The organism is Silicimonas algicola, assembly GCF_003148765.1.
Lineage (GTDB): Bacteria > Pseudomonadota > Alphaproteobacteria > Rhodobacterales > Rhodobacteraceae > Silicimonas > Silicimonas algicola.
In genome coordinates, this window is sequence record NZ_QGGV01000011.1 from 94,722 (window position 1) to 115,787 (window position 21,066).

Here is a 21,066-nt window from a genome sequence, read left to right on the forward strand (position 1 = left end):
CTAGCCCGGACGGTAGTCGCGCTTGGCTTCCGGATCCGTCGTCTCGAAGGGCAGCGCGGCAATGTCGTCCCAAAGGGCGTCCGGCAATTGCGCCTGCGCCCAGTCCAGCGTCTCGGCAACGCGCTCGGGCTTCGAGACGCCGATGACGGTCGAGGTCACGCGCGGGTCGCGCATCGAGAACTGCAGCGCAACAGCTCCCATGGGTACGCCGTGACGGGCGCAGATCGCCTCGATCCGCCGCACAGGCGCCAGGTCCGCCTCGTCCGCGGGGGTATAGGAGATCATGGGCGAGGCGTCTGCCCCCTTGGCCAGTACGCCCGAGGCATAGGGCGCCGCGTTCAGGATGGCGATGCCGCGCGCGTGCGCCTCGTCGAACATCGCATCGGCGCTGCGGTTCAGAAGCGTCCAGCGGTTGTGATTGATGAGCGTGTCGAAGGGGAAGTCGCGCAGGATCGGCTCCATGACGTCGAGCCGGCCCATGGCGAGGCCCACGGCATCGCACAGGCCCTCCTCCTTCATCCGGAACAGCTCGTCCAGCGCCCCGCCGGTCGCCGTGATCTCGGACAGGTCGCGGCAATGCTCGGGGTCGTGCAGGTGCAGGATCTGCACGCGGTCTAGGCCGAGCCGCTCGAGGCTCTCCTCCAGCGACCGCCGCGCGCGGTCGGCGTCTAGGCGTCCCGTCTCCATGTCGCGGTCGAGCTTGGTCGAGATGACGAAACCGGGCGGCAGGCCTCCCGCGGCGCGGAGGGCGTCGCCGACGCGGGCCTCGCTGCGGCCGAAGCCATAGTTGTTCGACGCATCGAGGCAGTTCACCGGGCTCTCGAAGATCGCCTCCAGCGTCGCGCGCGCCCGCGCCTCGTCCACGTCATAGCCATAGGTGTCGGGCATCCCGCCCAGGGCAGAGGTGCCGAAGATGATCGGCGTGACGCCGACCCCTGTGCCGCCTATCGGTCTCGTATCCATCGCTCAGCCCTTCTTCTGTCGGAAAATACTCCGGGGGTGCGGGGCTGCGCCCCCGCCCGGCCCGCAAAGAATCGGCGGCGCCCGAAGACGCCGCCGACCGTTCTGTCAGCCGATCACTGCGCGATGCAGGTGTCGGCGGTCTCGGGCGTGCAGACGTCGAGACCCGTGTAAGTCGGGTCCGCCGGGGGCTCGCCGCCGGCCGCCATCTTGGCGAAGGCGTTCATCACCTCGTAGCCCATCTGGAACGGACGCTGGCCGACCTGTCCGGCCGAGAAGCCTTCCTTCATCTGGTCGATCTGGACCGGCAGGGTGTCTGCCACGACGAGGGCAAGCTCGCCTGAAGCGATCTGGTCCTTGTAGGGTTCGACCGCCGCGCGGTTCGCGTCGGGCACGAACTGCGGGAAGCCGCCCGTCGGCAGGAAGGCGTCGACGTCAGGGTTCGCGGCCATGAAGTCCTCGAACTGCTGCACCGACTTCGGGAAGTCGTCGTCGGTGTAAAGCGGGCAGCCGTCGGCCTCGGTCCAGCCGTTCTGGCCCGTCAGTCGCTCGCCCGGCGAGGTGGTGCCGGACATGGCGCCAAGCGTGTCTCGGATGCCCTGCATCCGCTCGTTGTGGTTGGCCGCCGCGGCGCCGCCCGACTGGATGCAGACCGTGCCGCCGTCCGGCTTGATCTCCATCGCCAGCTTGGCGAGGTTCACGCCGATCTCGTAGTTGTGGGTGCCGATGTAGGCGGTCCGCAGGGTCGGGTCGAGAAGGTCGGAGTCCCAGGTGATGAAGGGAATTCCGGCATCCTTGGCCGCCTGAGCCGCAACCGCCATGGCGGCCGCGTTCGAGGGCGACACGCCCAGGCCCTTCACGTCGCCGCGCGCGATCAGGTCCATGACGATCTGGACCTGCTCGTCGCCGCCGCCGTGCTCGCCCGGTCCGATGTATTCGCAGACGAAGGCGCCGTTCGATTCCGCTTCGGCCTTCTTGCAGCCGTCACGGGCCTGGTCGAAGAACGGGTTGTTCATGTTCTTCGGCACCAGCGCGAAGATGTCCTGGGCGAAGGCGCCCGTGCCGACCGTCATGGCCGACATGGCGAGCGCCGAAGTGATCAAGAGTTTTTTCATGCTTTCCTCCCTGAATGTGCCGTCCCGCCACGCGGGCCGGCGATACTAACGATCCTTCCGCCGGGGCGGCAGGATCGTATCCCTGAGTTGCGCGATATAGCTTCGGCCGCCTTCCGTCTGGAGGCCGATGAACACCGCGAGAATGATGAAGATGCCGACGAAGGCGCCTTGCCAGTTCGAGTCGATCCCCGCCATGAGAAGCGCGTTGCGGATCACCTCGAGAAGGGCCGCGCCGATGATCGCGCCATAGGCCGTGCCATAGCCTCCCAGCAGGTTCGCGCCGCCGATCACCGTGGCCGCGATGACCCGCAGCTCATAGCTCTGGCCCAGCGCGTTGATCGCCGATCCGGTGTAGCCAAGGATCAGAAGCGACGAGACCGCCGCGCAGAAGGCCGAGAAGACATAGGCCTGGAACTTGATGAGCTTGACGTTCACGCCGGTCAGCCGCGCCGCCTGCTCGTTGCCGCCGATGGCGAACAGGTGCTTGCCCCAGGCCTTGTACTTGAAGACATAGCCCACGATCAGCGCCATGAAGACCATGACCCAGAAGTGCGACGAGAAGGCGGGGATCCAGTCGGGCCACATGTCGCCCTCGACGTTGGGCGGGAACTTGGCCTGACCGATGGCCTTCACGATCGGCGCGTCGGGGCCGAACTGGTACAGCATCTGGTTGCCCGAGATCACCACGGCCAGCGACCGCGCGATGGACATCATTCCAAGCGTGACGACGAACGGCGACAACCCCACGTAAGCGATGAGAAATCCGTTGACGGCGCCGCAGGCCAGGCCCGCGAGCATTCCCAGGGCGAACGAGACGTACCACGAGTACTCCGCCGTCAGGTAGATGCCCGCCACGATGGCGACGAGGCCCATGATGGAGCCTACCGAGAGGTCGATGCCGGCCGTGATGATGACGCAGGTCATGCCCAGCGCCATGATCCCGAAGATCGCGAAGTTGCGCGTGATGTTGGCGATGTTCTGCGCCGTGAAGAAGGCCGGCTGATAGAAGCCGATGCCGAGGCAGACCACGATCAGCGCGACGGTGACCCAGAACGGCTGGCTCGTGAGCATCTTCTGGAGAAGCGTCCGCTCCTCGATCCCGGCCACGTCGCCGATGGCGGCATGATCCGTGGTGCGGGGGACGTCAGGCTGCATGGATCGCTCCCGTGATCAGCCCGGTGATTTCCTCGGGCGAGGTGTCGCGGGTCGCCTTGTCGGCGACCTTCGTGCCCCGGCGCAGGACCGCGATGCGGTCGCAGACCTCGAAGACGTCGGGCATCCGGTGCGAGATCAGGATGACGGCGTGGCCTGTGGCTTTGAGCCGCTTGATGAGGTTCAGGACCTCGGCCACCTGGCGGACCGAAATGGCGGCGGTCGGCTCGTCCATCAGCACGAGCTTCGGATCCGAAAGCCGCGTCCGTGCGATGGCGACGGCCTGGCGCTGGCCGCCCGACATCTTCTGGACCAGGTCGCGGGGACGGGTCTCGGACTTCAACTCCGCGAACAGCTCGGAGGATCGTTCGATCATCGCTTCCTTGTCGAGCGTGCGGAACGGCCCCCAGCCCTTTTTCAGCTCCCGTCCCAGAAAGACGTTCTCGGCCGCCGTCAGGTTGTTGGCCAGCGCGAGGTCCTGATAGACCACCTCGATCCCGGCAGCGCGAGCATCGATGGGTCGGTCGAAGACCACCTCGCGCCCCTCGACGGCGATATGCCCCGAGGTCGGCGGGAAGTTCCCGGCGATGATCTTGACGAGCGTGGACTTGCCCGCGCCGTTGTCGCCCATGAGGCCCACGGCTTCGCCCGGCTGAATCTCCAGATCCACGCCTTGAAGGGCATGAATGGCGCCGAAGCTCTTCGTGATCCTGTCGAGTGCCAGCAGACTCATGCGGCCGTCTCCGGTCGCACGGACAAACCTGTCCTCCCCATCAGGGTCCTCCCTTCCCTTTCCCTGTCGCGTCAACGGCTTGACGCCGTTTTATCATGCCGGCGATTGATAGTATTTTTGCCGTGCCGTCCGATAGTGGGGGAAAAAGGGAAGCCGCGTCAACACGCGGCTCCGTGAAGGGTCAAAACGTATCAAATCCGCTCATTCATGGATCTTGTCGGCGGTGTAGGCGCCCCCGATCCACAGGACCTCGGGCGCGTCCTTGGCCGGCTTGGACTTGGCCGCGTCGACCTCGGCGCGATAGTCTTCGGCGTTGTCCTTCGGCTGCCAGCCCATCCACTTGACCTGCCGGTTGTCCCAGAAGGACGCGGTGTTGTTGGACACGCCGTAGATGATCGGACAGCCCAGGCGGGGCACGTCGAAGATACGCCCGATCAGTCCGGCAAGGTCGTCGTAGGACAGCCAGGTCGACAGCATCCTGTGGTCCGTCGGCTTCGGGAAGCACGAGCCGATGCGCACGATGGCCGTCTCGATGCCGAACTTGGAGTGATAGGCGTTGGCCAGCGCCTCGCCAAAGACCTTGGACACGCCGTAAAGCCCGTCCGGCTGCGGATAGACGGTGTTGTCGATCACCTTGTTCTGCGGATGGAAGCCCACGGCATGGTTCGACGAGGCGAACATGATCCGGGGGTGGCCGTGTTTGCGAGCCGCTTCATAGAGATAGACGAGCCCGCTGATGTTGGCGTTGCAGATCGGATCCCAGGGATGCTCGGTCGCGACGCCGCCGAAGTGGACGATGCCGTCGCAGCCTTTCACAAGCTCCTCGACGGCGTCCTTGTCGCCCAGGTCGCAGGTCACGACCTCTTCGTGCGCCTGGGGGTCCGTCACCTCGACGATGTCGGAGAGACGGATAGTGGGGGCGAGGTGCTTGAGGCGGGTGCGCATCTGGGTGCCCAGTCCGCCGGCGGCGCCGGTCATCAGCAGTCGGTTCATCATGTGTCAGGTCCTCGTTCTTGTCAGGCGGCGAAAAAGGCGCCCCGCGACGCGGCGCGGGACAGGAAATCCAGGACGGCGACGCGCATGGCGGCCGACTCGACGTGACCGGCGGCGGGGTCCGTCATCGTGTGCAGCGTGTTGCGTCCGGTCGCGTCGCGGCGCCGGTCATAGGCGGCGCGAAGGGCGGCGAGGGCCGCGTCCCGGGCGTGGGGCGGTGTCAGCGGGTCGGCCTCTCCGTGGCAAACGATCTGCGGGCGAGGGGCGATGAGCCCCGCGACCTCTCCCATGTCGGCCACGTCCAGAAGGCCCGGCACGGTCAGGCAGACTCCGTGGCGGTCGTGGTCGCCGGTCTCGATCAGCCGCGCCACGTCCGCCAGGATGCAGGCATGGGCGCACCCGGCGATGCGGTCGTCGAGCGCGGCGAGCCAAAGCGCTTGGGCGGCGCCCATCGACAGCCCGTAGCTGTAGATGCGGTCAGGCCGCACATCCTCGCGCCCGGTCAGATAACCGAGCGCCAGCCCGAGGTCGGCCAGCATCAGTCCGAACAGGCTTTTCCCTTTCCAGGACAAGGCTTTCGACAACGCGGCTTCACTGCCCTCGCGCCGCCGGTCGCCAAAGCCCGGCATGTCGATGCAGAGCGCTGCAAACCCCATCGCGGCCAGCGCCGCGCCATAGCCCGGACCTTCGAAGTAGACGCTGCCGTCCAGCAGCTCGCGCCGCCCCAGCACGTAGTCCCCGCCGTGGGCGTGACAGTAGAGTACAGCGGGATGACGCCCGCCCATCTCGGGCCGGGTCAGGGTTGCGGGGAACGGCGTGGGGCCCTCCAGCACAAGCTCCTCGACCACCATGCCCTCCTCGACGCGGGGCGGGGCGGCGGCCCGCGCGCGGGTGGTCCGGCCGGGCACATAGCCCGTCAGCCGGCACAGCTCCGCCCGCAGGCCCTCGCTCATCCCGCGAACCGCGGCTGGGGCAGGCCGGTGATGCCGAGGCCGGTGATCGCGTGGAGCGATCCCGCTTCGGGCTGGGGCCGGTCGCCCGTCAGCCCGATGCCGAGCGAGGTGAAGAACAGCACGTCCAGACCCACACCGCCGAACATCGGCTTGGACGGCCGCTCGACGGGCACATCGATCGTCATGTCGATGCGGCCCTCTGGCGTGATGCGGTAAAGCTGCCAGCCGTCGATGCCCGCCTGCCAGTAGCAGCCGTCGGCGTCGACCGTCCCGCCGTCGGGACGTCCCGCGACCTCGCGCGTGTCGAAGAAGACCTCCGGCTCGCCCGGCGTGCCGGTCTCGGTGTCGTAGGCGGCCTTCCAGATGGTGCGGACAAGCTTGTTGCTGTCCGAAAAGTACATCGTGCGGCCATCGGGCGAGAAGGCCATGCCGTTCGTGGTGTAGATACCGCCCTTCCAGGGGGTTACCGACAGATCCGGATCCAGGCGATAGAACCGCCCCAGAGCCTCCGGCTCGCCTCCATCCTTCATGGTGCCGGCCCAGAACCGGCCCTGAGCATCGGTCGCCCCGTCGTTGAACCGATTGTCGGGCATCCCGGCCTCGGGGTTTTGGATTGCCTCGCGGACGCCGGTGTCGGGGTCGAAGAGGTGAAAGCCCGACTTGGTCGCCAGGACCAGACCGCCCTTTTCGCGCACGGTAAGGCAGCCCACGGGCTCGCCCCAGTCGAAGCTGTCGTTCACGCCGGACGAGGGGTCATAGCGGTGGATCAGCCCGGCGGGAATGTCGACCCACCACAGGACGCCCGCCCGGTCGTCCCAGACCGCACCCTCGCCGATGCGGCTCCGGCTCGGCACGACGCATTCGATCTCCATGTTTTCCTCCCTCGTGGTTTTGCCCCTGTTTGACAAGGTCCGGGGCCCGAGTCACGCTCCGCCGCCGGAAAACTCGTCTGGCGCAGGGGAGAAAGCAGAGATGGCGATGACGCGCGGGCCCTGGGGCTGGGCGGAGGGAATGGAGCGGGTCCACGAGATCTCCGAGACCTTCGCGGACGACGCCGAGGCGGCGGCGTACTGGGTCGAGGGCGCAGACGGGGTCCATTCCGTCGAGGACATGACCTACACCGGCGCCGCCGGGCAGCGGCAGCGTCTGAGGCTCTACCGCGCGGGTGCGGACGACGCGCCGGTGCTCGTCTACATCCACGGCGGCGGCTGGGTCGGCGGGACCATCGACCTGAACGACCGCGCCTGCCGCAGGCTCGCCGGTGCGGGCTGGCACGTCGCCTCGGTCTCCTATCGCCTCGCGCCCGCGAACCCTTTCCCAGCCGGGCTGGACGACGTGATCGCCTCGGTCGGCTGGCTGCAGAGCGCAGGCCTGACCGGCCTCGACACGACGCGCCTCGCCATCGGCGGCGCCTCCGCCGGGGCGAACCTCGCGCTCGCCGCGGCCCTCAGCCTTCCGCGCGAAACCTTCCGCGCGCTCGTCCTGTTCTACGGTGTCTTCGGAAATGCGACCGACACCGAAAGCCACCGCGCCTACGCCGACGCCCCGGTCCTGACCGGCGCGCGAGTGGACGAGATCTACGACCTCTACGACCCAGGCGCGCGCTTCCGCGACGATCCGCGTTTCGCGCCACTGCTCGGCGATCTCAAGGGTTTGCCGCCAGTTCTGAACCTCATGGCCGAACACGATGTCCTGCGGTCCGAGGGCGAGGCGCTGACCCTTCGCCTGCACGACGCAGGTGTCGAGGTCGAGGCTTGGACAGAGCCGGGCGTCAGCCACGGCTTCATCAATCGCGGACGACTTGCGCCTTCTGCCGACGCGGCGCTCGCCCGGTCCCGCGACTGGCTCGCGCGGCAGGCCTGATCACTCGGCGGGCAGGAAGCCGGTTATGAGCTGCCTCAGCCCGACCGCCGCGCCCGCGAAGATCGCCGCCGCCGTCACGGGCGCCGAATAGGCGAGGAGCGAGAACGCGGACAGCCCCTGTCCCACGGTGCAGCCGACGGCCACCACCGCGCCCGCGCCCATCAGCACCGCGCCTCCGATCTGGCGGCGCAGCTCGCGCGGGTCCTCGCAGGCCTCCCACCGGAAGTGCCCGCGCGCGAGGCTGCCCGCGAAGGCGCCCAGCAAGACACCCGCGACCGATCCCACCCCGAAGGACACGGACCGTCCCGAGGCGGTCATCAGGTAAAGCATCGTCTCGCCCAAGGGTGCCGCATAGGTGTGGGACACGATGGGCGTCGCCGCGAAACCGTGGCGCGCGACCCAGGCCGACCCCAGCCAGCCCGAGACGATGGCGACCGCCACGGCGGCGGACCAGAAGACGGTGCGGGGCGATCCGCGAAAGCCGCGGTCTGCAAGCGCCAGCGCCATCAGTGCGACACCGGCGGCAAAGGCGGGCAGGGCAGGCGACAGGCCTGTCACAGACGCGACGGCATGGGCAAGGCCCTGGGGCGACGTCGCTCGGCTGTCGGGGAAAAGCGCCACGCGCCACTCTGCAAACGGTCCCGAGAGCGTCGCATAGGCCGCGAGCCCCACGGTGATGACGATGACGAAGGACCGGAAGTCGCCGCCGCCCACGCGGGCCAGCGCGCCGAAGCCGCAGTTGCCCGCCAGGGCCATGCCATAGCCGAAGGCGAGCCCGCCCAGGATCGACGCCCAGGGGTTCCAGTCCTGCGCGAGATAGACGGTGCGCCCGATCTCAGCGAGTCCAAGGGACTGCGCGCCGAAGGTGCCAAGGATGGACAGCCCGATGGCGAAGCTCCACATCCGCATCCGCGTCCAGTCGCCGCCGTAGAGCCCGTCCTCGATGGCGCCGAGCGAGCAGAACCGGCCCATCCGCGCCGCGAGGCCCAGAAGCACGCCTCCGACGAGGCCGATCAGGGCAAGTGCGATCGGTTCTCCGATGGTGTCCAGCATCGACAGCGCCTCCCCACGCCGCCTGCGCCGACCGCGCTCAGGTCTGGCGGTTCTTGCCGCAGAACAGGTTGTAGACCACCTCGATGATCTTGGTCGAACGGTCGTCGGTCAGGCTGTAATAGATCGCCTTGCCGTCCCGGCGGGGCTGCACGAGCCCTTCGAGACGCAGGCGGGACAACTGCTGCGAGACGGCGGCCTGCCGGGCGGAGAGAAGCTCCTCCAGCTCGGTCACCGATTTCTCGCCCGAGGCGAGGTGGCACAGGATCATCAGCCGTCCCTCGTGGCTGATCGCCTTGAGGAAGTTCGACGCCTCCTGCGCGTTCTTCATCATCTCGTCGAGTTCGGCCGCACAGGTGTCGCTGCCAAAGACGGGAAGCCCGCCGTTCGATCGTGTCTGGGTGTCGTGCGCTGCGTCCATCTCAGCCCTCGGCTCCGTAATCCAGTCCTGCCTTCGTCAGCATCATCTGCAAGAGACCCCAGAAGAAATCCTCGCCCGGATAGCCCTCGATCCGGGACAGCTCCTGCCCGTTCTGCACGAGGACGAAGGTAGGCGTAAAGCGCACCGGCCGCTCGAAGGTCAGATCCTCGGGGACCGGTGCATGAAGGTCGATCCGCCGCAGCGGCGCGGCGCGGCCCTCGCCGGTCAGGGCATATTCGGGCGAGACGTCGCGGTTCCACTGGGCGCACCACATGCAACCGTCTTCCTCGACCATGACAAGTTCGACCGCCTCGGTGGCGGAGGCGGGAAGGGCGGCAAGCGCCATCGCCACGGCTGCGAGGCCGGCGCGGATCAGGGGAAGTGTCTTGCGCAAGAGGTCCATATTCGACAAACGTAATATGTTTGATTGAACCGATCAAGGAAAGGCCGCTTCGTGTTCGACGTGTCATACCTGGGCGCTCTCGTCGCCGGCCTCCTGTCGTTCCTGTCGCCCTGCATCCTTCCCATCGTGCCGTTCTACCTGTCCTACCTCGCAGGTGCCGGCATGGCCGCGATCCAGGGCGACGAGCCGTTGCCGCCCGACGTGCAGCGCCGCGCGATCATCGCCTCGATCCTCTTCGCGCTCGGCGTGGCGACGATCTTCGTGGCCCTCGGCGCTGCGGCGACGACGCTCGGCGGTCTCGTCAGCGAATACTTCGACATCCTGCGATGGGTCGCGGCGGCCATCATCATCACGATGGGCCTGCATTTCCTCGGCGTGATCCGCATCGGCCTTCTCTATCGCCAGTTCGGGACCGGCGTGGGCGACACCTCGCGGACGAGCCTTTTGGGCGCCTACGTCATCGGTCTCGCCTTCGCCTTCGGCTGGACGCCCTGCGTCGGACCCGTGCTGGCCGCCATCCTCTTCATGGCGGGCGGGCAGAGCGATATCTCGCACGGGATGGGCCTTCTGCTGGTCTACGCCGTCGGCATGACCGCGCCGTTCATCCTTGCGGCGGTCTTCATAAAGCCGTTCCTGCGCTGGATGCGCGGCTTCCGAAAGCACCTCGGGCGGATCGAAAAGGCGATGGGCGTCCTGCTGATCGTCTTCGGCATCCTGATCGCGACGGAACGGATCAACGAGTTGGCGAACTGGCTGGTGATGTTCTGGCCCCGGATCGGGTGAGCCAGATTAATTCAGTTACTTGAATTTGTTGTTGCGAGCCTTGCCGGCCGTGCGCTACGGTACACGAAAGTTTGGGAGGACTCATGAAAAGAACTTGCGTGATTCTCGCGGTCACCGCCCTTGGCGCTGGCTCTGCATTCGCACAGGCGATCGCTCCGGGCGAGGTCGCCTACGAGGACGGGGCGGTCTCGGCGTCGCTGACCGGCGCGCCGGGCGATCCGGCCGAGGGCCGGAAAGTGATGAACCGCGGCGCGGGCAACTGCGTCGCCTGTCACCAGGTCACCGACCTGACCGAGTATCCTTTCCAGGGCGAGGTCGGGCCGACGCTCGACGGCGTCGCGGACCGCTGGGACGAGGCGCAGTTGCGCGGCATCGTCGCCAACGCGAAGATGATGTTTCCCGACACGATGATGCCGTCCTTCTACAAGGTCGACGGCTTCATCCGGCCGGGTGACGGCTACACCGGCAAGGCGGCGACCGAGATCCACCCGCTTCTGACGCCCGAGCAGATCGAAAATGTCGTGGCCTATCTCCTTACGCTCAAGGAATGACGGCCCGAGAACTGGAGGACATCCAATGGAACTGACAAGACGCCAGACGCTGATCGCCGGCATCGGGGCCGCGGCCGCGATGGTTCTGCCGATCCGCGCCTTCGCGCAGGACGCGCCGATGGTCGGCGAGCTGGCCGAGTTCACCGGCGGCGCCGAGCCCGGCACCGGCGACATCACCCTCACGGCGCCCGAGATCGCCGAGAACGGCAACACCGTTCCGATCGAGGTCTCGGCCCCCGGCGCGGCCGAGATCCGCGTCTATGCGCTCGGCAACCCCGTGCCCGGCGTCGCAGCCTTCACCTTCGGCCCGCTCGCGGCGTCGCAGGCGGCTTCGACCCGCATCCGTCTCGCGACCACGCAGGAAGTGCTGGCGGTCGCAAAGCTTCAGGACGGCAGCTTCATCGCCGACCGCAAGGAAGTGAAGGTCACCATCGGCGGCTGCGGCGGCTGAGGCATTCAGGAAAGGACCACGACTATGGCAGAAGGTGTTAAACCCCGCGTCAAGGTACCGAAATCCGCATCGGCAGGCGAAGCGGTCACCATCAAGACGCTCATCAGCCACCAGATGGAATCCGGTCAGCGCAAGGACTCGGACGGCAACGTCATCCCGCGCTCGATCATCAATCGCTTCACCTGCGACTTCAACGGACAGAACGTCATCGACGTCGTTCTCGCTCCCGCGATCTCGACAAACCCGTACTTCGAGTTCGATGCGACGGTGCCCGAGTCGGGCGAATTCACCTTCACCTGGTACGACGACGACGGTTCGACCTACACCGACACCCAGTCGATCGAAGTCAGCTGATCGCGTGCCAAAGGGGAGGATAACGATGAACAAGACCAAAGCTCTCGCGACGGGAGGGGCGATCCTTGCCCTTCTCGCCGTGCCGGCCTTCGCCGGACCCGACGAGGACAGCCTCGTCATCAACGGCGAGACCGAGATCGTGACCGAGGCTCCGGCTCCGGCGCATCTTGAGGGGGTGCTGGACACCATCTACTCCGGCTGGCGCTTCCGGTCGGACGACACCCAGGCGCTCGAGATGGACGACTTCGACAACCCGGCGATGCTGGCGGTCGACGCGGCGGCCGCGACGTTCGAGACCGTCGACGGGGCTGCGGGCAAGAGCTGCGCCTCCTGTCACGAGGGCGGGCCGGAAAGCTTCGCGGGCCTTGGCGCGGTGATGCCGAAGGTGCGCGAATCCGACGGCAAGCTCGTGGTGATGGAAGACATCATCAACGAGTGCCGGACCGAACGGATGCAGGCCGAAGAGTGGAAGTGGAGCAGCCAGACCATGCAGGGCATGGTCGCGCTCATCCGTCTCCAGTCGCGCGGCATGCCGGTAGACGTGGCCATCGACGGCCCCGCCCAGAGCTTCTGGGATCAGGGGAAAGAGATGTACTACACCCGCTTCGGCCAGCTCGAGCTGTCCTGCGCCAATTGTCACGAGGACAACTGGGGCAACATGATCCGGGCCGACCACCTGAGCCAGGGCCAGATCAACGGCTTCCCGACGTATCGCTTCAACACGACGGGACTCGTCTCGGTGCACAACCGCTTCCGCGGCTGCATTCGCGACACCATGGCCGAGACCTTCGCCGAAGGCTCGGACGAGTTCCGGGCGCTCGAGCTCTACGTCGCCTCGCGCGGCAACGGTCTCTCGGTCGAATCCCCGGCGGTTCGTCAGTAATCCATCGGCCCGCGCGGGGGTGACCTCGCGCGGGCCTTTTTCTACCTGAATTCATTCAGGTATCTGCATATGTATCGGAAAGGACGACCGCTCCCATGATCTCGCGCCGCGATTTCCTCCAGGCCGCCATGGCGACCTCGGCCATCTACGGAGCCTCGGGCTTCGGCAACTGGGGCCGGCTCGCCGCGCAGCAGGTGCTGACCCAGGATCAGCTTCTGGAGTTCGAGACCTTCGGGAACGTCTCCCTGATCCACCTGACCGACATCCACGCGCAGCTTGTGCCCATCTATTTCCGCGAGCCCGAAATCAACATCGGCGTCGGCGCGAACAAGGGCGAGGTGCCGCACATCACCGGCGCCGACTTCCGCCGCCTCTACGGCATCGAGGACGGCTCGCCCTCGCACTATGCGCTCACCTACGACGACTTCGCGGCGCTCGGCAAAACCTACGGCCGCATGGGCGGGCTCGACCGCATCGCCACCGTGGTCAAGGCGATCCGCGCCGCACGCCCCGACGCCCTTCTCCTCGACGGCGGCGACACCTGGCACGGCTCCTACGGCTGCTACCACACGGCGGGGCAGGACGTGGTCAACGCCATGAGCCTCCTGAAGCCCGACGCCATGACCTTCCACTGGGAATTCACTCTCGGCACCGAGCGCCTGCTCGAGCTTGTGGGGCAGGTGCCCTTCGCCTCGCTCGGGCAGAACATCTTCGACGCCGAGTGGGACGAGCCCGCCGAGGCCTTCAAACCCTACGAGTGGTTCGAGGCCGGCGGCCAGAAGATCGCCGTCATCGGCCAGGCCTTTCCCTACATGCCGATCGCAAACCCCGGCTGGATGTTCCCCGAATACTCCTTCGGCATCCGCGAGGAGACGATGCAGGAGACCGTCGACACCGTCCGGGGCGAGGGTGCCGACCTCGTCGTCCTCCTCAGCCACAACGGCTTCGACGTCGACAAGCAGATGGCGGGCCGCGTCACCGGCATCGACGTCATCCTTTCGGGCCACACCCATGACGCGCTGCCCGAGCCTTACGTGGTGGGCGACACGATCATCATCGCCACCGGGTCCAACGGCAAGTTCGTCTCCCGCGTCGACCTCGACGTCCGCGACGGCAAGATGATGGGCTTCCGCCACAAGCTGATCCCGATCTTCTCGGACGTGATCGAGCCCGACGCCGAGATGGCGGCGCAGGTCGCCGCCGACCGCGAGCCCTACAAGGCCGAGCTGGAAGAGGTGCTGGGGACCGCTGACGGCCTTCTCTACCGGCGCGGCAACTTCAACGGCACCTGGGACGACCTGATCTGCGACGCGCTTCTGGAAGAGCGCGACGCGGAGATCGCGCTGTCGCCCGGCGTCCGCTGGGGTCCCTCGATCCTTCCGGGCCAGCCGATCACGCGCGAGGACGTCTGGAACGTCACCTCGATGACCTACCCGAACGCCTACCGCACCGAGATGTCGGGCGAGTTCCTGAAGATCGTCATGGAGGACGTGGCCGACAACATCTTCAATCCGAACCCCTATTACCAGCAGGGCGGCGACATGGTCCGCGTCGGCGGCATGGGCTACCGGATCGAGCTGTCGAAGCCGCAGGGCCAGCGCATTTCCGACATGACGCTTCTCAAGACGGGCGAGGCCATCGACCCGGCAAGGAACTACGTCGTCGCGGGCTGGGCCAGCGTCAACGAGGGCACCGAAGGCCCGCCGATCTGGGACGTGGTCGAGGCCTGGCTGAAGCGCAACGGCACCGTGACGGTCGGCCAGAACACCTCGGTCGAGGTGATCGAATGACGTTCCCCAATCCAGGAGACCTGGCATGACAACGCGCCGCGATATCCTCAGGGGCGGACTGGCCGCGACCGCCGGTCTAGCCGCCGGCACCGCCGCCCGCGCCGAGGGCGATCCTCTCATCACAGAGCTTCAGGATTGGAATCACGTCCTGGGCGACGGCGTCGACGCCAATCCCTACGGGATGCCGTCGCGCCACGAGGCCCACGTCAAGCGCCGGTCGGTAGAATGGCTGACCGCCGACCCCGTATCCTCGGTCAACTTCACGCCGCTGCACGAACTTGACGGGATCATCACGCCGAACGGTCTCTGCTTCGAGCGTCACCACGGCGGCGTGGCCGACATCGAGCCCGCCAAGCACCGGCTGATGATAAACGGCCTCGTCGACACGCCGCTCGTGTTCACGATGCAGGACCTGATGCGCTTCCCGCGCGAGAACCGGGTCTACTTCCTGGAATGCGCCGCGAACTCCGGCATGGAGTGGCGCGGCGCGCAGCTCAACGGCTGCCAATTCACCCACGGCATGATCCACAACGTCATGTACACCGGCGTGCCGCTGCGGCTGATCCTCGAGGAAGCCGGTGTCAAGACCAACGGCAAATGGATCATGCCGGAAGGCGCCGACGCCGCCGCCATGACGCGGTCGATCCCGATCGAAAAGGCGATGGACGACTGCCTCGTCGCTTTCAAGATGAACGGCGAGGCGCTTCGCCCCGAGCAGGGCTATCCTCTCCGCCTCGTCGTGCCGGGCTGGGAAGGCAACATGTGGATCAAGTGGCTGCGCCGCATCGAGGTCGGCGACCAGCCCTGGCATCATCGCGAAGAGACGTCGAAGTACACCGACCTTCTCGAGAACGGCACCGCGCGCCGCTTCACCTGGGAGATGGACGCGAAGTCCGTCATCACCAACCCCAGCCCGCAGGCGCCCATCCTCCACTCGAAGGGGCCGACCGTCCTGACCGGCGTCGCCTGGTCCGGCCGCGGCACCATCCCGCGCGTCGACGTCACCATCGACGGCGGCAAGAACTGGCACGAAGCGCGGATGTCCGGCCCGTCCTTCGACAAGTCGATGCACCGCTTCTATTACGACTTCGACTGGGACGGCACGCCCTTGCTGCTGCAAAGCCGGGCGCACGACTCCACGGGCTACGTCCAGCCCACCAAGGAAGAGCTGCGCCAATTCCGGGGCGTCAACTCGATCTATCACAACAACGGAATCCAGACCTGGTATGTCAACGAGAAGGGGATCGCGGAAAATGTCGAGATTTCTTGAAGCAGGTGCCGCCGCCCTCGCCCTCGCCCTGATCGCCGGTCCGGCCTCCGCCGCGACCTTCGGACTGGGCCGCCCCGCCACGGCGGACGAGATCGCGGCCTGGGACATCGACGTGCGCCCCGACGGGGTCGGCCTGCCCGAAGGCTCGGGCGACGTGACCACGGGCGAGGAGATCTTCACCGACCGCTGCGCCGTCTGCCACGGCGACTTCGGCGAGGCCGTGGGCCGCTGGCCCGTCCTCGCGGGCGGGCAGGGCACGCTGTCCGACGACCGCCCGAACAAGACCATCGGCAGCTTCTGGCCCTACCTCTCGACCGTCTACGACTATGTCCACCGCGCCATGCCCTTCGGCGACGCGCAGTCGCTGACGGCCGACGAGACCTACGCGATCACGGCCTATCTCCTCTACCTGAACGACATCGTCGACGACGAGGAGTTCGTGCTGTCGCGCGACAACTTCCTCGAGGTCGAGATGCCGAACGCCGAGGGCTTCATGCCCGACGACCGGATGGAGACCGAGTTTCCCGTCTTCGTGAAGGCCGACGTCTGCATGGAAAACTGTAAGGACGCGGTCGAGATCACCGGCCGCGCCGCCATCCTCGACGTCACGCCCGAGGAAACCCGCGCGCGTCAGTTGAAAGAGGCCGTCGACAAGGCCAAGTCCGGCACCGCCGCCGACGCGGTCACGGTCGACAGCGCGCCGCCCGTCTCGCTCGAGGGCGGGCCAGCGGGCACCGCGGCTCCAACCGAGCAGGTCGCCGCGACCGAGACCGCTCCCGCCGCGCCCACCGCAGACGCCGCCCCCGCCGAGACGGCCGCACCCGACCCGCAGCTCGTCGCCGCCGGCGAGAAAGTCTTCAAGAAGTGCCAGGCCTGCCACCAGGTCGGCGAGGACGCGAAGAACCGCGCCGGACCGCAGCTCAACGGCATCGTCGGACGCACCGCAGGCACGGTCGAGGGCTTCAAGTATTCGAAACCGATGGCCGAGGCCGGCGCGAATGGCCTCGTCTGGGACCATGCCGAACTGTCGGGCTTCCTGACCAAGCCCCGCGACTACCTGAAGGGCACCAAGATGTCCTTCGCGGGTCTCAAGGACCAGGCCGACATCGACGCGGTCGTGGCCTACCTGTCGACCTTCGCCGCCGACTGACCATGCGCGCGCCGCTCCTCGCCCTCGCCGTCTCCGCCCTTGCGGCGGCGGCCGGGGCTGCGGAGACCGGCGACTCCGAATATGGCGCCTACCTGTCCGGCGAATGCACGACCTGCCACCGGGCCGACGGTGCGGACGAAGGCATTCCGCCCATCGTGGGCTGGCACGAGGAGGCCTTCGTCGCCGCCCTGCAGGCCTACAGGTCGAAGACGCGGCTGCACCCGGTGATGAACATGGTGGCCGGACGGCTGAACGACGACGAGATCGAGGCTCTTGCCGCATACTTCGCGACGCTGGCAGACTAGCGGCGCGGACACCAAAAGGGGGGAGGACCGGCATGACACTCGACAGACGCACCTTCATCGGCTCGGCGGCAGCTACCGTGCTATCTGCACCCATGGTTCGGGGGGCAGCCCACGGGAGGCCGAAGGTCGTGGTGATCGGCGGCGGCGCGGGCGGCGCCACGGCGGCCCGCTATATCGCGAAGGACAGCGAGGGACAGATCGACGTCACGCTCGTCGAGCCCACGCGCACCTACTACACCTGCTTCTTCTCGAACCTCTACCTGGGCGGCTTCAAGGAGTTCGACGATCTGGGCCACACCTACGGGTCGCTTGCCGCCTCCGGCGTCAACGTCGTCCACGACTGGGCCGTCGGCGTCGACCGCGACGCGAAGACCGTCACGCTCGGCAGCGGCGCGGTGCTGTCCTACGACAAGCTGATCCTGTCGCCCGGCATCGACTTCATCGAAGGCTCGGTCCCCGGTTGGGACATCTCGGCGCAGAACAGGATGCCCCATGCCTACAAGGGCGGGTCGCAGACCCAGCTTCTGAAGGCGCAGATCGAGGCCATGCCGCAGGGCGGGCTGTTCGTCATGGTCGCCCCGCCCAACCCCTATCGCTGCCCGCCCGGACCCTACGAGCGCGTGTCGATGGTGGCCTGGCATCTCAAGCAGACCAATCCGACCGCCAAGATCCTGATCGTCGATCCCAAGGAAAGCTATTCCAAGCAGGCCCTCTTCGAGGAAGGCTGGCAGGCCCACTACGGAGGCATGATCGACCGTCTCGGCCCCGACTTCGGCGCCGCGAACGTCAGCGTGAACCCGGCCGAGATGACCGTCGACATCGACGGGCAGGTCGAGACGGCGGACGTCGTCAACGTCATTCCCGCTCAGAAGGCGGGCCACATCGCCGAGGTCGCAGGCGTGACAGACGGCAACTGGGCGCCGGTCAACGCGGCCGACATGTCGTCAAAGGCCGACCCCGACATCCACGTCCTCGGCGATGCCGCGGCGCAGGGCGATATGCCCAAGTCGGGCTTCTCGGCCAATAGCCAGGCCAAGGTCGCGGCGAATGCCATCCGGGGCGCGCTGACCGAAAGCCGTGTCTTCCCGGCGAAGTACTCCAACACCTGCTGGTCGCTCATCGCCGAGAACGACGGCGTCAAGGTCGGCGCCAGCTATGAACCGACGCCCGAAAAGATCGCCTCGACCGACAGCTTCATCAGCCAGACCGGCGAGGATGCGGCGCTGCGAAAGGCGACCTACGAGGAATCGGAAGGCTGGTACGCCGGAATCACCGCCGACATCTTCGGCGGCTGAACCTCGCCCGGCCTTGATCCCGATCATGGCCGGGTCACGCCATCGCGCTAGGGTCGATGCGACAGGAGGACGACATGAGACACACAGCACTCGCCATCGCACTGGCTTTCGCCGCCGCGCCCGCTCTCGCGCAGGAGGCCATCGTCACCGACTTCGACGGACCTTTCGAGGACGCGACCTTCGCAGTCGAGTCCGCCATCGTGAACCAGGGCCTCGTGATCGATTCCACGAGCCACGTCGGTGACATGCTCAACCGCACGGGGCAGGACGTGGGCAGCGACGTGACGCTGTTCGAGAACGCCGACATCTACAACTTCTGCTCGGCCGTGGTGTCGCGCGAGGTGATGGAGGCCGACCCTATGAACATCCAGTATTGCCCCTACGGCATCTTCGTGACTGAGCGCGAGGGCAAGGTTCAGATCGGCTACCGCGACTATCCCGAGGGCCCGATGCAGAAGGTCGAGGACATGCTCGGCGCCATCGTGGCGGAAGCGGCAGGCGGCTAGGCGCGCGCCCGGTTTACCACCGGCTTTTGCGGTATCGCGCACCGACGCGATACCGACGTGATACCGACGCGATACCGAACCCTGAAAATCGCCTGGTTTCCAAGCCTTAACCTACGATTCGGCGTGCGCGCCTCACTCCCACTCCATCTGCTCGAAGACGCGCCCCGCGTTCTTCGTGGCCAGTTCCTCGAAGGTGTCGAGGTGCGCATAGGGCGATTGATCGACGTAATAGGCATCGACCAGCGTGCCGCCGTTGTCGATGTGCTCGCCGATCTTCTCGCGCAAATACACAAGGTAATCATGGGTATAGCGCCTGACCTGTGCCATGTTGGTCGGATGCCCGTGCCCCGGAATGACATAGGTCGCGCCCAAGGGCTCGAACGCCGTCTCCCAGGTCTCGACCCAATCCGCCGTGATCGTGTCCTCGAAGATCGGCAGCATCCGCTCGTGGAAGGCCATGTCGCCCGAGATCACAAGGCTCTGCTCGGGCAGCCAGACCACGATGTCGCCCGGTGAATGCGCCGGACCCAAGTGCTTGGCTTCAATACGAAAATCCCCCAACTCGACGATATACTCGTCGGCGAAGGTCTCGTCCGGCTCGACCACGGTCGTGCCCTCGGCCTTGTCCTTGTTGTAGGCGCGCATCCCCACCAGGATCTGGTCGCCATGCGCCGCGATCTCGGCCGCCGCATCCTCGTGCATGACGATCTTCACGCCCTGCTCGCGCCAGTAGGAATTGCCCAGGATCGCATGACCCTGGCCGTTCTCGTTCAGGACAAGCACGACGGGTTCGTCAGTCACCGCCTTGATCTCGTCATGCAGCGCCTTCGCCAGAACGTAGGCCGCGCCGCCGTTCACGACGACCACGCCCTCGCCGGTGACGATGAAGCTCAGGTTGTTGTTATGTCCGGTGTTTTCGTAGGTCGGAGGCGCGGTCGCCCCGATCGCCGACCAGACGTGCGGGATGACCTCGACGGGCTTCTCGTAAAGGTCCGACTGCGGATACTGGTCCGCGATATCCTCACTTGCTTGAGCCGGAAAGGCGGCAAGGGTCAGGGCGATTGCAATGCGTTTCATCCCGGTCACTCCACAATGAACCGATAGCCGGTCTCGGCGCGGGCCACCCGGCCCAGACCCCCGTCCGGCAGGTGATAGCCGACCATCCGCGTCTCGCTCCCGACCAGCCGCTCCATCAGCGCCGACCGCGTCGCGGCGGCGGTGGCCGGGTCCTGGTCGCTGCCAAGCTCCCAGGACGGGTCGCGGAACGAGACGTGCCCGTTGCTGATCGCGTCGCCGATCACGAAGACAGGGTCATCCGTTCCCACCTGGAACGACATGTGCCCCGGCGTGTGGCCGTAGGTCGCCAGCGCCGCGATGCCCGCCAGAACCTCGTCGCCGTCGTTGAAAAAGGTCATCTTTTCCTCAGCGATCTCCAGCCTCCGCTGCGCACCGACCACGAAGGCCTGCCGCGCCTCGTCGATGGTTTCGATGGTCGCGGGGTCCATCCAGTAGTCCCATTCCGCTTGCCCGATCATCAGCGCCGCCTCGGGGAACGCCGGGTCACCGAAGTCGTCGAGATACCCCCACAGGTGGTCCGGGTGAGCATGGGTGAAGAGGATGTGCGTCACGTCCTCTGGCGCCACGCCCGCCGCCTCCAGTCCCTCGAGCAGGTCGCCTGCTGTCGGCATGAACTCCGACCCCGAGCCGCAGTCGAACAGGACCGTCCGCGTCTTGTCGCGGAAAAGCGTCACGTTGCAGGGCGAGGCGACCATTTCCCCGGTGATCCCCGCCTCATCGAGGATCGGTCCGGCCTCGGCTTCGGTCAGCGATCCAAGGACATAGGAACGCGGCAGCGACAGGTAGCCATCGGACACGGTAATCAGTGAGCCTCCGGCGGCGCTCGTCTCCGCGACCGCGAATCGAGGAACCAGAAGCGAGGCCCCAAGGGCCGCCCCCCGGCGAAGAACACTGCGTCTGCTGAGGGTCATGGCGCATCTCCAAGTATTCGCACATTTGAATTTGAACGGTGACGCGCCTGTTTTCAAGACGAATCTTGCCCAAGTGCCAACCGCGTCGGCAAGATCC

General features: G+C 66.7%; 24 protein-coding genes. 12 read left to right on the forward strand and 12 right to left on the reverse strand.

Annotated features, from left to right (window positions below; all coding sequences use genetic code 11):
* The 7 genes from C8D95_RS18820 to C8D95_RS18850 all read right to left on the reverse strand — a co-directional run bounded on the left by C8D95_RS18820 (position 1) and on the right by C8D95_RS18850 (position 6,778).
* Positions 1-963: an aldo/keto reductase gene (locus C8D95_RS18820; protein ID WP_109760748.1), complete on the reverse strand. Its 963-nt coding sequence runs from the start codon at positions 961-963 to the stop codon at positions 1-3.
* 113 nt (positions 964-1,076) lie between these two features.
* Positions 1,077-2,075, reverse strand: a complete 999-nt coding sequence (locus tag C8D95_RS18825; protein ID WP_109760749.1) for a substrate-binding domain-containing protein — start codon at positions 2,073-2,075, stop codon at positions 1,077-1,079.
* A 45-nt stretch (positions 2,076-2,120) separates the two neighbouring features.
* Positions 2,121-3,230, reverse strand: coding sequence for an ABC transporter permease (locus tag C8D95_RS18830; RefSeq protein ID WP_109760750.1), 1,110 nt, complete (start codon positions 3,228-3,230; stop codon positions 2,121-2,123).
* On the reverse strand, positions 3,220-3,960 hold the full coding sequence (locus C8D95_RS18835) for an ATP-binding cassette domain-containing protein (RefSeq protein WP_109760751.1): 741 nt from the start codon (positions 3,958-3,960) through the stop codon (positions 3,220-3,222). The genes C8D95_RS18830 and C8D95_RS18835 overlap by 11 nt, the downstream gene beginning before the upstream one ends.
* A gap of 201 nt (positions 3,961-4,161) precedes the next feature.
* Positions 4,162-4,956, reverse strand: a complete 795-nt coding sequence (locus C8D95_RS18840) for an NAD-dependent epimerase/dehydratase family protein (protein WP_206508322.1) — start codon at positions 4,954-4,956, stop codon at positions 4,162-4,164.
* A gap of 20 nt (positions 4,957-4,976) precedes the next feature.
* The gene (locus C8D95_RS18845) at positions 4,977-5,906 is read right to left on the reverse strand and encodes an alpha/beta hydrolase family protein (RefSeq protein WP_109760752.1); all 930 of its coding nucleotides are present in this window, start codon (positions 5,904-5,906) and stop codon (positions 4,977-4,979) included.
* Positions 5,903-6,778: an SMP-30/gluconolactonase/LRE family protein gene (locus C8D95_RS18850; protein ID WP_109760753.1), complete on the reverse strand. Its 876-nt coding sequence runs from the start codon at positions 6,776-6,778 to the stop codon at positions 5,903-5,905. The genes C8D95_RS18845 and C8D95_RS18850 overlap by 4 nt, the downstream gene beginning before the upstream one ends.
* 100 nt (positions 6,779-6,878) lie before the next feature.
* Between C8D95_RS18850 and C8D95_RS18855 the strand changes: the two genes are divergently transcribed.
* On the forward strand, positions 6,879-7,769 hold the full coding sequence (locus tag C8D95_RS18855; RefSeq protein ID WP_164721702.1) for an alpha/beta hydrolase: 891 nt from the start codon (positions 6,879-6,881) through the stop codon (positions 7,767-7,769).
* On the opposite strand, the gene C8D95_RS18860 is transcribed toward C8D95_RS18855, so the two are convergent.
* From C8D95_RS18860 to C8D95_RS18870, 3 genes are read right to left on the reverse strand one after another with little or no spacing between them, the layout of a single operon-like run.
* Positions 7,770-8,822 carry a YeeE/YedE family protein gene (locus tag C8D95_RS18860; protein ID WP_109760755.1) on the reverse strand — a complete coding sequence of 351 codons (1,053 nt, stop codon included), beginning with the start codon at positions 8,820-8,822 and terminating at the stop codon, positions 7,770-7,772. It abuts the gene before it with no gap.
* Between the two features lie 37 nt (positions 8,823-8,859).
* Positions 8,860-9,240, reverse strand: coding sequence for an ArsR/SmtB family transcription factor (locus C8D95_RS18865; protein ID WP_109760756.1), 381 nt, complete (start codon positions 9,238-9,240; stop codon positions 8,860-8,862).
* A gap of 1 nt (position 9,241) precedes the next feature.
* A complete protein-coding gene (locus C8D95_RS18870) occupies positions 9,242-9,643 on the reverse strand; it encodes a thioredoxin fold domain-containing protein (protein WP_420902631.1) in 402 nt (133 codons plus the stop codon).
* A gap of 51 nt (positions 9,644-9,694) precedes the next feature.
* On the opposite strand from C8D95_RS18870, the gene C8D95_RS18875 reads away from it, so the two are divergent.
* From C8D95_RS18875 to C8D95_RS18925, 11 genes are all read left to right on the forward strand, one after another.
* Complete coding sequence (locus C8D95_RS18875) at positions 9,695-10,426, forward strand: cytochrome c biogenesis CcdA family protein (RefSeq protein ID WP_109760757.1); 732 nt, start codon at positions 9,695-9,697, stop codon at positions 10,424-10,426.
* Between the two features lie 83 nt (positions 10,427-10,509).
* Positions 10,510-10,977: a sulfur oxidation c-type cytochrome SoxX gene (soxX, locus tag C8D95_RS18880; protein ID WP_109760758.1), complete on the forward strand. Its 468-nt coding sequence runs from the start codon at positions 10,510-10,512 to the stop codon at positions 10,975-10,977.
* A gap of 25 nt (positions 10,978-11,002) precedes the next feature.
* Entirely contained in the window at positions 11,003-11,428 is a 426-nt protein-coding gene (soxY, locus tag C8D95_RS18885; RefSeq protein WP_109760759.1) for a thiosulfate oxidation carrier protein SoxY, read from the forward strand.
* A 24-nt stretch (positions 11,429-11,452) separates the two neighbouring features.
* Positions 11,453-11,782, forward strand: a complete 330-nt coding sequence (gene soxZ, locus C8D95_RS18890) for a thiosulfate oxidation carrier complex protein SoxZ (protein WP_109760760.1) — start codon at positions 11,453-11,455, stop codon at positions 11,780-11,782.
* Positions 11,783-11,807: 25 nt separating this feature from the next.
* Positions 11,808-12,665, forward strand: coding sequence for a sulfur oxidation c-type cytochrome SoxA (gene soxA / locus C8D95_RS18895; protein ID WP_109760761.1), 858 nt, complete (start codon positions 11,808-11,810; stop codon positions 12,663-12,665).
* 95 nt (positions 12,666-12,760) lie between these two features.
* On the forward strand, positions 12,761-14,455 hold the full coding sequence (gene soxB, locus C8D95_RS18900; protein ID WP_109760762.1) for a thiosulfohydrolase SoxB: 1,695 nt from the start codon (positions 12,761-12,763) through the stop codon (positions 14,453-14,455).
* A gap of 25 nt (positions 14,456-14,480) precedes the next feature.
* Positions 14,481-15,725: a sulfite dehydrogenase gene (gene soxC / locus C8D95_RS18905; RefSeq protein ID WP_109760763.1), complete on the forward strand. Its 1,245-nt coding sequence runs from the start codon at positions 14,481-14,483 to the stop codon at positions 15,723-15,725.
* On the forward strand, positions 15,709-16,875 hold the full coding sequence (locus C8D95_RS18910) for a c-type cytochrome (protein ID WP_109760764.1): 1,167 nt from the start codon (positions 15,709-15,711) through the stop codon (positions 16,873-16,875). Before soxC ends, C8D95_RS18910 begins: the two co-directional genes overlap by 17 nt.
* A 2-nt stretch (positions 16,876-16,877) precedes the next feature.
* Entirely contained in the window at positions 16,878-17,180 is a 303-nt protein-coding gene (locus tag C8D95_RS18915; protein WP_109760765.1) for a c-type cytochrome, read from the forward strand.
* A gap of 32 nt (positions 17,181-17,212) precedes the next feature.
* Entirely contained in the window at positions 17,213-18,475 is a 1,263-nt protein-coding gene (locus C8D95_RS18920; protein WP_109760766.1) for an NAD(P)/FAD-dependent oxidoreductase, read from the forward strand.
* Between the two features lie 74 nt (positions 18,476-18,549).
* Positions 18,550-18,981 carry a DUF302 domain-containing protein gene (locus tag C8D95_RS18925; protein ID WP_109760767.1) on the forward strand — a complete coding sequence of 144 codons (432 nt, stop codon included), beginning with the start codon at positions 18,550-18,552 and terminating at the stop codon, positions 18,979-18,981.
* 132 nt (positions 18,982-19,113) lie between these two features.
* Here the strand turns inward: C8D95_RS18925 and C8D95_RS18930 are convergent, their stop codons facing one another.
* Entirely contained in the window at positions 19,114-20,058 is a 945-nt protein-coding gene (locus C8D95_RS18930) for an MBL fold metallo-hydrolase (protein WP_109760768.1), read from the reverse strand.
* Positions 20,059-20,063: 5 nt separating this feature from the next.
* Positions 20,064-20,969, reverse strand: a complete 906-nt coding sequence (locus tag C8D95_RS18935) for an MBL fold metallo-hydrolase (RefSeq protein ID WP_109760769.1) — start codon at positions 20,967-20,969, stop codon at positions 20,064-20,066.
* Between the last annotated feature and the right edge of the window lie 97 nt (positions 20,970-21,066).